The sequence below is a fragment of the Zavarzinia aquatilis genome (genome assembly GCF_003173035.1).
GTDB lineage: Bacteria > Pseudomonadota > Alphaproteobacteria > Zavarziniales > Zavarziniaceae > Zavarzinia > Zavarzinia aquatilis.
The window spans coordinates 240,501-249,960 of the sequence record NZ_QGLE01000007.1; the positions used below are offsets into that span (position 1 = coordinate 240,501).

General features: G+C 65.8%; 14 protein-coding genes. 4 read left to right on the forward strand and 10 right to left on the reverse strand.

Annotated features, from left to right (window positions below; all coding sequences use genetic code 11):
* Positions 1 to 42: 42 nt before the first annotated feature.
* On the reverse strand, positions 43 to 1,062 hold the full coding sequence (locus tag DKG74_RS13770) for an amino acid ABC transporter substrate-binding protein (protein ID WP_109906735.1): 1,020 nt from the start codon (positions 1,060 to 1,062) through the stop codon (positions 43 to 45).
* Positions 1,063 to 1,279: 217 nt separating this feature from the next.
* Here DKG74_RS13770 and metC point away from each other — a divergent pair, with 217 nt between their 5' ends.
* Positions 1,280 to 2,467, forward strand: coding sequence for a cystathionine beta-lyase (metC, locus tag DKG74_RS13775; RefSeq protein ID WP_109906736.1), 1,188 nt, complete (start codon positions 1,280 to 1,282; stop codon positions 2,465 to 2,467).
* A 4-nt stretch (positions 2,468 to 2,471) separates the two neighbouring features.
* Here the strand turns inward: metC and DKG74_RS13780 are convergent, their stop codons facing one another.
* The 6 genes from DKG74_RS13780 to DKG74_RS13805 all read right to left on the reverse strand — a co-directional run bounded on the left by DKG74_RS13780 (position 2,472) and on the right by DKG74_RS13805 (position 6,467).
* On the reverse strand, positions 2,472 to 3,299 hold the full coding sequence (locus DKG74_RS13780) for an SDR family NAD(P)-dependent oxidoreductase (protein ID WP_109906737.1): 828 nt from the start codon (positions 3,297 to 3,299) through the stop codon (positions 2,472 to 2,474).
* A 77-nt stretch (positions 3,300 to 3,376) separates the two neighbouring features.
* Entirely contained in the window at positions 3,377 to 4,720 is a 1,344-nt protein-coding gene (locus tag DKG74_RS13785) for a GOLPH3/VPS74 family protein (protein WP_109906738.1), read from the reverse strand.
* Positions 4,721 to 4,746: 26 nt separating this feature from the next.
* Entirely contained in the window at positions 4,747 to 5,277 is a 531-nt protein-coding gene (locus tag DKG74_RS13790) for a chromate transporter (protein ID WP_109906739.1), read from the reverse strand.
* Complete coding sequence (locus DKG74_RS13795) at positions 5,267 to 5,842, reverse strand: chromate transporter (RefSeq protein WP_109906740.1); 576 nt, start codon at positions 5,840 to 5,842, stop codon at positions 5,267 to 5,269. The genes DKG74_RS13790 and DKG74_RS13795 overlap by 11 nt, the downstream gene beginning before the upstream one ends.
* Positions 5,843 to 5,947: 105 nt before the next feature.
* On the reverse strand, positions 5,948 to 6,229 hold the full coding sequence (locus DKG74_RS13800; protein WP_109906741.1) for a type II toxin-antitoxin system RelE family toxin: 282 nt from the start codon (positions 6,227 to 6,229) through the stop codon (positions 5,948 to 5,950).
* Entirely contained in the window at positions 6,219 to 6,467 is a 249-nt protein-coding gene (locus DKG74_RS13805; RefSeq protein WP_109906742.1) for a type II toxin-antitoxin system Phd/YefM family antitoxin, read from the reverse strand. The genes DKG74_RS13800 and DKG74_RS13805 overlap by 11 nt, the downstream gene beginning before the upstream one ends.
* A gap of 276 nt (positions 6,468 to 6,743) precedes the next feature.
* Here DKG74_RS13805 and DKG74_RS22070 point away from each other — a divergent pair, with 276 nt between their 5' ends.
* Positions 6,744 to 6,929, forward strand: a complete 186-nt coding sequence (locus tag DKG74_RS22070; protein WP_207779352.1) for a hypothetical protein — start codon at positions 6,744 to 6,746, stop codon at positions 6,927 to 6,929.
* Positions 6,930 to 7,075: 146 nt separating this feature from the next.
* Here DKG74_RS22070 and DKG74_RS13815 read toward each other — a convergent pair whose 3' ends face one another.
* The 3 genes from DKG74_RS13815 to DKG74_RS13825 are packed head-to-tail and all read right to left on the reverse strand — an operon-like array spanning position 7,076 to position 8,220.
* Positions 7,076 to 7,414 (reverse strand): type II toxin-antitoxin system RelE/ParE family toxin, encoded by a 339-nt coding sequence (locus tag DKG74_RS13815; RefSeq protein WP_109906743.1) that lies wholly within the window; start codon positions 7,412 to 7,414, stop codon positions 7,076 to 7,078.
* A complete protein-coding gene (locus tag DKG74_RS13820; RefSeq protein ID WP_109906744.1) occupies positions 7,411 to 7,698 on the reverse strand; it encodes a ribbon-helix-helix domain-containing protein in 288 nt (95 codons plus the stop codon). Before DKG74_RS13820 ends, DKG74_RS13815 begins: the two co-directional genes overlap by 4 nt.
* A 51-nt stretch (positions 7,699 to 7,749) precedes the next feature.
* Positions 7,750 to 8,220: a Fur family transcriptional regulator gene (locus DKG74_RS13825; protein ID WP_109906745.1), complete on the reverse strand. Its 471-nt coding sequence runs from the start codon at positions 8,218 to 8,220 to the stop codon at positions 7,750 to 7,752.
* 72 nt (positions 8,221 to 8,292) lie between these two features.
* Between DKG74_RS13825 and hisI the strand changes: the two genes are divergently transcribed.
* Positions 8,293 to 8,688, forward strand: coding sequence for a phosphoribosyl-AMP cyclohydrolase (hisI, locus tag DKG74_RS13830; RefSeq protein ID WP_109906746.1), 396 nt, complete (start codon positions 8,293 to 8,295; stop codon positions 8,686 to 8,688).
* Positions 8,689 to 8,766: 78 nt separating this feature from the next.
* Positions 8,767 to 9,303 (forward strand): glutathione peroxidase, encoded by a 537-nt coding sequence (locus DKG74_RS13835; protein WP_109906747.1) that lies wholly within the window; start codon positions 8,767 to 8,769, stop codon positions 9,301 to 9,303.
* Positions 9,304 to 9,460 lie beyond the last annotated feature (157 nt).

A 9,460-nucleotide genomic window follows, 5' to 3' on the forward strand; every position in this document is an offset into this window, starting at 1 on the left:
TGTTGCGATGCGCCGCGACTTTCCTGCGTTACACCGACCCGATCAGCGGAACGGCGGGGCGTACTGCAGGCCGCCCTTGTTCCACAGCGCGTTGATGCCGCGGTCGATCTTCAGCGGCGAACCGGCGCCGACGTTGCGGTCGAAGGCTTCGCCGTAGTTGCCGAGCTGCTTCACGATCTTGTAGGCCCAGTCGTTCGGCAGGCCCATCGGGGTGCCGAATTCGCCTTCGGCGCCGAGCAGACGCTTCACTTCCGGATTGGCCGACGAGGCCTTCTGCTCGTCGACATTGGCGGCGGTGACGCCATATTCCTCGGCCGCGACCATGGCGAAGAGCGACCACTTCACGACGTTGAACCACTGGCTGTCGCCCTGACGGACCACGGGGCCGAGAGGCTCCTTCGAGATGATCTCGGGCAGCACCATGTGATCGTCCGGCGCGGCCAGGGCGATGCGGGTGGCGTAGAGGCCCGAGGCGTCGGTCGTATAGGCGTCGCAGCGGCCCGAATCATAGGCGGCGACCGCTTCCGAGTTGGAGCCCAGCGCGACCACGGTGTACTTCAAGCCATTCGACTTGAAGTAATCCGACAGGTTCAGCTCGGTCGTGGTGCCGGTTTCGGTGCAGATCGAGGCGCCGTCGAGTTCCTTGGCGCTCTTCACGCCCAGCGACTTGCGCACCATGAAGCCCTGGCCGTCGTAATAGGTGACGCCGGCAAAGGAAAGACCCTGAGCCGTGTCGCGGTTCAGGGTCCAGGTGGTGTTGCGGGAGAGGAGGTCGACTTCGCCGGACTGCAGGGCGGTAAAGCGCTCCTTGGCGGTCAGCGGAGTGAATTTCACCTTGGTCGCGTCGCCGAAGACGGCGGCGGCCACGGCCTTGCAGACGTCGACGTCGAGGCCCTTGTATTCGCCCTTGTCATCCGGCGCCGAGAAACCGGCGAGGCCCGTGCTGACACCGCACTGGACGAAACCCTTTTTCTTCACGTCGTCGAGCGTACCGGCCTGGGCTGCGGTCACCGTACCGAGCGCGAGCAGCGCGCCGAACGTGAACTGGCTCAGCTTGTTCATGTCAGAAAGCCCCCTTTGGCTGTTGCGGGCCGCCGATCTTGTCACGATGCAATTCGGCCCTGACACACGCTAACAACCTTTCCAGCGGCTTGCCAAGCCGCAAAGGCTACTTTTTGTGCGCCGCAAACAAAGCTTTCCCGCCATCGCCTCATCTTTGGGCGTGGCGACAGGCGCGATCACATGCGCTATCTATACTTTAGTCCAAAAGGAGCCTGTCTTGAGCCGCCAGCACCGCCCCGACACCGAGATCGTTCACGCCGGCCGTCATCCGGAAGACCAGAAGGGCGCGGTCAATCCGCCGGTCTATCATGCCTCGACCATCCTGTTCCCGACCCTCGACGCGCTGGAAGCCGCGCAGAAGCCCTCGGATGATCCGCACCGCGTCACCTATGGCCGGCGCGGCACGCCGACCAGTTTCGTCCTCTCGGACGCGGTCGCCGCGCTCGAGGGCGGCGCGGGCTGCGTGCTCACCCCGTCCGGTCTGTCGGCGGTTTCGGTCGCGCTGCTCGGTCTGCTCAAGGCCGGCGATCACCTGCTGATGGTCGATACCTGCTATGGCCCCAGCCGGAATTTCTGCAACGGAATGCTGGCGAAACTGGGCATCGAGACGACCTATTACGATCCGCTGGTCGGCGCCGGCATCGACGCGCTGATCCGGCCGAACACCGCCGTCATCTTCCTGGAAAGCCCGGGCTCCCTCACCTTCGAAGTGCAGGACGTGCCCGCCATTATCGCCGCCGCCAAGGCGGCGGATCACCGCATCTGGACCGTGATCGACAATACCTGGGCCTCGCCCCATTTCTTCAAGCCGATCCGCCTCGGTGTCGATGTCTCGGTGCAGGCGGCGACGAAATATATCGTCGGCCATTCCGACGTCCTCATCGGCACGATCAGCGCCAATGCCGAGGCCCTGCCCGCCATCGTCAAGGCCCATGGCGACATGGGGATCTGGACCGGGCCGGACGACATGTATCTGACCCAGCGCGGCCTGCGCACCCTGTCGGTCCGCCTCGCCCGCCATCAGGAGACGGGCCTTGCCCTCGCAAGCTGGCTGCAGGCCCGGCCGGAAGTCGCCCGCGTGCTGCACCCGGGCCTGCCCGACGATCCGGGCCATGCCCTGTGGAAACGCGATTTCTCCGGGGCGAGCGGGCTGTTCGGCGCGGTGCTGCACCCCATTCCCCGGGCGAAGCTCGCCGCCTTCCTCGACGGGCTCGAATTCTTCGGCATGGGCTGGTCCTGGGGCGGTTTCGAGAGCCTGTGCGTGCCCCAGCACCCCGAAAGCATCCGCAGTGCCACACGCTGGCGGACCGACGGCCCCCTGCTCCGCTTCCATGCCGGGCTCGAGGATATCGCCGACCTGATCGACGACCTCGCCGCCGGCTTCGAGCGCATGGCGGCGGCCTGACGGCTCAGACCGCGTCCGACCAGGGCGCGGGCCAGGCCTTGCCGAACAAGTCGGCATCGGCATTGTCGCACACGCGGTTGAAGGCGAGCTCCGAGCCGCCATCGACCGCGATGCTCTGCCCGGTCAGCCAGTCCGCCCCGGCGAGGAAACGGATCGCCTCGGCGACCGCCGCCGGATCGCCCGGCCCGCCCAGCGGGATCAATTCCTTTGCCCGCTCGCGCATGATGGTCTCGCCGAACATCGAGGTGACGCCCGCCGCCCGCGTCATGCCGGGACGGACGGCGTTCACCCTGATCTTCAGCCGCGCGCATTCCTTGGCGGCGACGGTGACCAGCGATTCCAGCCCGCCCTTGGCCGCGCAATAAGGCCCGAGAAAGGTCGACGGCACCTCGCCGCAGACGGACGAGACGAAGACCACCCCGCCCCCTTCCGCCATACGCGGCACGCCTTCGCGAAGGGCGATGAAGGCCGTGGTCAGATTCCGGTCGATCACCGCCCGGAAACTGTCGACGTCATGCATGACGAGGGGCCGGTGCCCCATGCTGCCGCCCACGGTGGCGATGACGAAATCGAGCCGGCCCTGAAGCTCATGCGCCACCCCGACCGCCCGGGCGACATCGCCCGGCACCAGCGCGTCCCCGGCCGAAACGGCGACGACCGCGCCCGGGTACGCCTCCAGCAGACGCGCCCGCGCGGCGGTCAACTCCGCCTCCCGCCGCGCCATCAGGACGACGGCGGCGCCATCGCGCAGCAAGCGCCCCGCCGTCGCCGCCCCGATACCGCCACTGCCCCCGGTCACCAGGGCCGTCCGCCCCGCCAGCGATGTGCTCAAAACCTGCCTCCCCTCGGGCGCATCCACCCGAGGGGGAGAGTGCCGGGCAAGGCCGGCCGGGACATACCCCGGCTGGACTAGGAGGAAGCGTGAGCGTTCCGGAGCGCGATCTGCTCCAGGAATTCGCCATAACCGCCGACGAAGCCATGGCCGATGGGAATGCCCCGGGCCAGCACGCGAAGCGCCGTCAGATAGCGGCTTTCAAGGCTGATGGAATGGAACATCCTTGGCCCGATCCGGATGCAGGCCAGTTCGACATGAACACCGAAGACACCAGGGTATTCCCGCCGGACCTTGGCGACCTCGATCACGCTCGGCCGGTAGCCGGTGGCGGACAGGGCGGCCAGCAGCTCGTCCCGGCTGCCGAGGCGGGCCTCGACTTCGTTGAAGCGCGGAAAGATGGCCGAAAGGACGGAGGCCTTGGTCGGGAAGGAGACTTTCTCGCTCGGGGCGAAGGCGCTGAATTCGTCGAAGGCTTCGACGATCGGCTTCACCTTCAACCCCTCGCCCCGGAACTTGATGTTGTCCCGCTTGCCGTGGACAAACAGATAGATGTCGAGGTTTTCTTCCTCCGGCCGATCCAGTCTGTCCGTCACCCGGCCGAAACTGAGCGGGATTTCGACGGCATCCTCCGCCGGCCAGAAGGCACGCCATTCCCAGGTCGTCCGGGAGCGCGCATAGGCCGGGGCCGGAGCGGATTTCTTGCCGCGGGCGGCCGGCTTTGCCCCTTCGCCCGACGCGAGAAGATAGGTCGCCAGCCGCTGCCTCATGGTGACGAGGGCATCGGCGACGCCGCGACCGACCGTGTCCATCCGGCGGATCGCCTCCACCCTGTCGCTGTGCCGGGACAGCCATTTGCCCGGCTCCGCCCCGCCGAAGACGGCGCCGATCATGCCACAGGCGTGGAGGAGCGAGATCAAGGCCGCCTGTTCGGGATCGGGCAATTCACCGGTCTCGATCAGCGACGCCAGCACCTCCCGCATCCCGTCGATCTCCGCCTGCGCGGGATCGGCGATCTTCGACTGGGTGAAGGCCCAGAAGATGGGCCGGGTCCGGCGCCTCAAGGCCCCCTTCCTCTCGAGCGAGGCCAGCGTTTCCGCCCGCAGGTCGCCGACGCGGCAAACCACTTCGTTCAGCACGACGACCGGCGAAGCCTTGCCGCCGAGCCGGTAAAGGACCGCGAGCGCCAGCGGCATCGCCCCCGCCCCCTCGGTCACGCCCTCAACCGCGAAGATGGTCTCGACGTCGCTGTCGATCCTGTTCCGGAACGACAGGTCCATGAGATGCGCCCCCGCCAGCGCGAAATCGACATCCGACCAGCGCGCGAGGGAACCCTTGGCCTTGGGGAACACGAGGCTGAGCAGGGTGAAGGCTTCGGCGATCGAGAAGCCGCCTTCGGCGGTGGACGAGAGGGGGCGCATGATATCTCTCCCGCGATCGGAAACCGTCACCGCCACAAGGGCAGCAGATAGGCCAGTAATCCACCGAGGCTGCCAAGGCCGAGGATGACCAGCATGGGGTTCGCCCTGCCCCGCATGATCAGCCCGAAGGACAGGATGGCCAGCGCGACGGTGATCGGCCCGAGCAACGCCGTCTTGCCGACGGCATAGACGCCGGAGCCCATGAGACCGATCGAGATCGGCTCGAAACCGTTCTGCACCGCGCGCCGCCAGGGTGTCTCGCCGATCCGGCTCCAGATACGGCCAACGCAAAGGCACAGCACGCTCGACGGCACGAAGAAGGCGAGGCCGGCGACGACGGCGCCGATAGCCCCGGCGATCTGGATGCCCAGCAGCGTGACCATGGTCATGTTGGGACCGGGCGCCAGCTGGCCGATGCCATAGGTCTTCACGAAGACATCGGGGCCGATGCCGAACTCCGCCAGCAGAACCTCCTGCATCTCGTGCAGCACCGCCGTGCCGCCCCCGACCGCGAGGACGGAGAGGAGAATGAAGGTGCCGGCGAGCTTAATCAGCATCGGTTTCGCCCGCCCGGCCGGGCCGGTTCAGGAAGATCGCGATTGGCGCCACGATCAGCAGCACCTCGGGCAAGGAGAGGCCGGAGAAACTCATCAGGGCGAAGGTCAGAACCGCGATGGCGGCGTAGTTCAGCCGCAGCAGCCGGCCCTCGGCCAGACGATAGGTGACCGAGGCGAGCAACCCCGTCGCCGCGGCGGCGACGCCGACGAGGAACCAGGTCGCCGCCGCGCTGCCGGGGTCATTGAGATAGAGAAGGCCGATGCCCACGACGAAGAGGCAGCCCGGCAGCAGGAGGGCGGTCGCGGCGACAAGGGCGCCGACCGCGCCGCGCAACCTGTCCCCCGCCAGCACGGCGATATTGACGGCGTTCAGCCCGGGCATGGTCTGGCTGATCGCCAGCATCGCCTTGAACTCGTCGACGCTGAACCAGGGCTTCTTCTCGGTCAGCAGGATTTTCTGGTAAGCGACGACCCCGCCGCCGAAACTGGCCGCCCCAACGAAGAGAAACGCGCGAAAGATCTCGCGCAGGCGCGGCCTGTCCCCCCGCGGCCCCCGATCCGGCATGTCCGCCCCCGCCACAGATCATTGCCCCCATATCGGGACAATCATTGTCGATACAGGGTGAGGGCCAATGAAGCAAGAGCGGTTCGTGACATTGTCGTGACGGTGCTAGCGGCGTTCGGCGATCCTATAGACTTCGTTGCGCTCGCGTTTGCCGACCGCGACGACGAGCACCATCACCTCCCGATCCCTGACCTCATAGACAAGGCGGTAGCCGGCGTTGCGCAGCTTGATCTTGTAGCGCTCCCTGGCGCCATGCAGCCGCGCCGAGGGGATTTTCGGGTTCTGCAAGCGCTCGGCAAGCTTGGCCTTGAACTGTTCCCGGGTGACGTTGTCGAGCTTGCGCCACTCCTTCAGCGCATCGTCCAGAAAGGCAAGCTCATAGGTCATCCAGGGTGACCTTATGGACGGTCTGGCCCTCCCGCGCATCGGCGATGGCATTCAGTTCCAGATCTTCAAGCCGGTCGAGCATCGCCTCATAGGTCTTGGCGGGCACGCAATAGAAGGCCGGTTCATTGCGGTTCAGGATCGCGACCGGAAAACCTTCCCCAGCGGCGACGGTGCCCATGGGGTTCTTCTTCAGTTCAGAGACGCTGGCCGTCGTGGCCGCGAGGATCAGGTGAGCCATTTCAAGCCTCCGCAAGAGCACCTTAAATAGCACTCATATCTGGCCTCAACAAGCCAGGCACGATCGGGCAGCTACCGGCCCGTCGCGCGGCGGCCCTTGGCCAGGGTCTATCTGCTCCGCGAGCAATGTGCTCGAAGCCGGCCCCGCGGTTCTGTCCGCCCGTAAAATTAGTGTGCCACGCAGGATATATTCCGGCTTGATCAAGTGGGTAGGAGAAGGCGGAAATTTGATATAGCGTCCCCGAAATTATCCGCCGAAATTATCCGAAATTACAAGGTGTTGATCTCGGTGCAGATACTCGACTGCATTGATCTGGCCAACGGCGCGGGGAGCATCATGCTCTACGACTGGATGGCGGAAGAGGTGAAAGACGGCGGCAACCTCATGCGGGTCGACGCGAACGGCACCATCTTGTGTGGCGAGCCTTACCGACTGCAACGAATGTGCAGGACTGCTTCGTAAGCCTTAGGTGGGACGGCCAAAATCCCACCGCCAATACATGGAGCGGCTATCGCGTGCGTGTCGATCTTCAGAATGGCGATGTCATCGTTCTTGATTTTACAAAATAGGCCGATCCATGGGGCGAGGATGGACCGCGTGAATGGGGTTCACACGCCCGGAAACTCGCCTCCCTCTCCCTCGGCTTCGGCGCGCAATACGCTTTCGTGATCCTGTCCGCCATAGAAAATACCGACGATCACCACGACCTCGGGCTCGACCAGGAAAGCGATGGTGACTCGGCGGCGGAAACCCACGATGCGCAGGCCCGGCGCTATATCGTCCCGGCGCGTGCCGCGTTGCGGCAAGTCTCCGAAACCTTGGCAATGGGCGACGATGCGACCGGCGAAACTCTCGGCCCGTTGTTCGCCCGCAGCGGTGGCGATGTAGGTATAGAGGGTGTCGAGCTGTTGCTCGGCGCGCGGCGTGAAAACGACGCGCAGGGTCATGCCTTACCGGACTCTTCCTTGCGGGAAGCCGCCCGGGCACGAATACGCTTCATGACATCGCCGACGGGAATGACATCCTCGGGATTGGCCCGATAGTCCGCGACCGCCTGCGCGACATCCTCGCGCAGCCATTTTTCCAGGGCGGCATCGCGCTCCAGCAAGGCGCGCACCCCCTCGCGGAGGACTTCGCTGACCGAAGCATAGCCGCCGTTGCTGACTTTCCGCTCGACCGCCTCGGCCATATCGAGCGGCAAGGTGATGCTATATTGCTGCGTGCTGCGCATGAGCGGCCTCCGACACCGACAGGATGCATCAGGACCCGATAGGATTCAATCCTACGCCGCCCGCCCCCGGCACGCCGCGCACACCCCCGTCAACTCGACCGCGACCGATTGCACGGTGAAGCCTTGGGCGGCGGCGCGGTCGATCAGGCCGGCGACGGCGGTCGGGTCGCCGAGTTCGGCGACTTCCTGACAACGGTTGCAGATCATGAACTGACCGGCGTGGGCGACCTGCGGGTGGCTGCAGCCGACGAAGGCGTTGAGCGAGGCGATGCGGTGGACGAGGCCCTGTTCGATCAGGAAATCGAGGGCGCGGTAGACGGTCTGGGGCGCCACCGGCTTGCCGCCGCTCTCGCCCAGACGGGCGACGAGGTCATAGGCGCCGACCGGGCGGTGGCTGCCCAGCACCAGCTCGAAGACCTGGCGGCGCAACTCGGTCAGGCGGGCGCCGCGGTCGGCGCAGATCGCCTCGGCCCGGGTCAGGGCTTCGGCGACGCAATGGTCGTGATCGTGATCGTGCATCATCGCCTGCCACTATACCCGCACCGCCCCGGGATGCTACAAGGCGGCGTGATATTGTAACAGCGGAGAGTGTCTATGCCCACGGATGCCGCGATCGAGGCCCTGTTGTCGGCGGTGAAATTCGATGGCAACGGCCTCGTCCCCGCCATCGCCCAGGCCCGCGAGGGCGGCGAGGTCCTGATGATGGCCTGGATGAACCGGGACTCGCTGATCGAGACCCTGAAGACCGGGCGGGTAACCTATTGGTCGCGCTCGCGTCAGTCGCTCTGGCGCAAGGGCGATACCTCGGGCCATGTCCAGGTGCTGCACGAACTCCGCGTCGATTGCGACGGCGACACGCTGCTGGCGATCGTCGACCAGACCGGCGCCGCCTGCCACACCGGTGCCCGCACCTGCTTCTATCGCAAGGTCGGCGAGACGGCTCTGGACGAGGCCGCGACCTTCCAGCCCTGCGGCCACGACCACGGATAACCAGCGGGTGGGACGGCCATGCTTGGCCCCGCCGGCCCGATGCCGCACCATGGGGATATGTCCTGCGGAGCTGTCCCCATGAAGTCCCTTGCCCTTGCCTTCGCCCTCTGCCTCGGCGCCGCGCCCGCTTTGGCCGAAAGCGCCTATGACTTCAGTTTCGAGAAGCTGGAGGGCGGCGAACTGCCCCTCGCCGCCTACAAGGGCAAGGTGCTGGTCGTGGTCAATACCGCGTCCTTCTGCGGTTTCACCGACCAGTACAAGGGCATGGTGAAACTGTGGGATGCCTATAAGGACAAGGGCGTCATCGTCATCGGCGTGCCGTCCGACGATTTCGATCAGGAGCCGGGCTCCAATGCCGAGATCAAGGAATTCTGCGAGCTGACCTATGGCGTCGACTTCCCGATGGCGGGCAAGACCCATGTCATCGGCAAGGACGCCCACCCCTTCTACAAATGGGCGGCGACCAGTTTCGGCGAAGACCAGGTGCCGAGCTGGAATTTCCACAAATATCTGATCGGGCAGGACGGCCAGATCGTCGACAGCTATTCCGCCTTCACCGGCCCCACGGGCCTGTCCGGCGCCATCGACAAGCTGCTGGCGGCGCCGAAATCGTAGGCTTTGCCCACCTCACCCCCCGCCCTCACCCCCCGCCCTTGTATCTGGAAAGGGCGTTGGTTGTAGACGAGACTGACGTTGTGATGGGACCGGCGGCCGCCGGTCCCATCACAGGCGGCCGGCACTCGTCTGCCCTCTGGCTGCAACCGTGGGAGAG

Bases quoted from the DNA above. Each gene is read 5' to 3' on its own strand.
- DKG74_RS13770 (WP_109906735.1), bottom strand. From the start codon at position 1,062: ATGAACAAGCTGAGCCAGTTCACGTTCGGCGCGCTGCTCGCGCTCGGT.
- DKG74_RS13785 (WP_109906738.1), bottom strand. From the start codon at position 4,720: ATGCGCCCCCTCTCGTCCACCGCCGAAGGCGGCTTCTCGATCGCCGAA.
- DKG74_RS13790 (WP_109906739.1), bottom strand. From the start codon at position 5,277: ATGCTGATTAAGCTCGCCGGCACCTTCATTCTCCTCTCCGTCCTCGCG.
- DKG74_RS13795 (WP_109906740.1), bottom strand. From the start codon at position 5,842: ATGCCGGATCGGGGGCCGCGGGGGGACAGGCCGCGCCTGCGCGAGATC.
- DKG74_RS13800 (WP_109906741.1), bottom strand. From the start codon at position 6,229: ATGACCTATGAGCTTGCCTTTCTGGACGATGCGCTGAAGGAGTGGCGC.
- DKG74_RS13805 (WP_109906742.1), bottom strand. From the start codon at position 6,467: ATGGCTCACCTGATCCTCGCGGCCACGACGGCCAGCGTCTCTGAACTG.
- DKG74_RS13815 (WP_109906743.1), bottom strand. From the start codon at position 7,414: ATGACCCTGCGCGTCGTTTTCACGCCGCGCGCCGAGCAACAGCTCGAC.
- DKG74_RS13820 (WP_109906744.1), bottom strand. From the start codon at position 7,698: ATGCGCAGCACGCAGCAATATAGCATCACCTTGCCGCTCGATATGGCC.
- DKG74_RS13825 (WP_109906745.1), bottom strand. From the start codon at position 8,220: ATGATGCACGATCACGATCACGACCATTGCGTCGCCGAAGCCCTGACC.
- hisI (WP_109906746.1), top strand. From the start codon at position 8,293: ATGCCCACGGATGCCGCGATCGAGGCCCTGTTGTCGGCGGTGAAATTC.
- DKG74_RS13835 (WP_109906747.1), top strand. From the start codon at position 8,767: ATGAAGTCCCTTGCCCTTGCCTTCGCCCTCTGCCTCGGCGCCGCGCCC.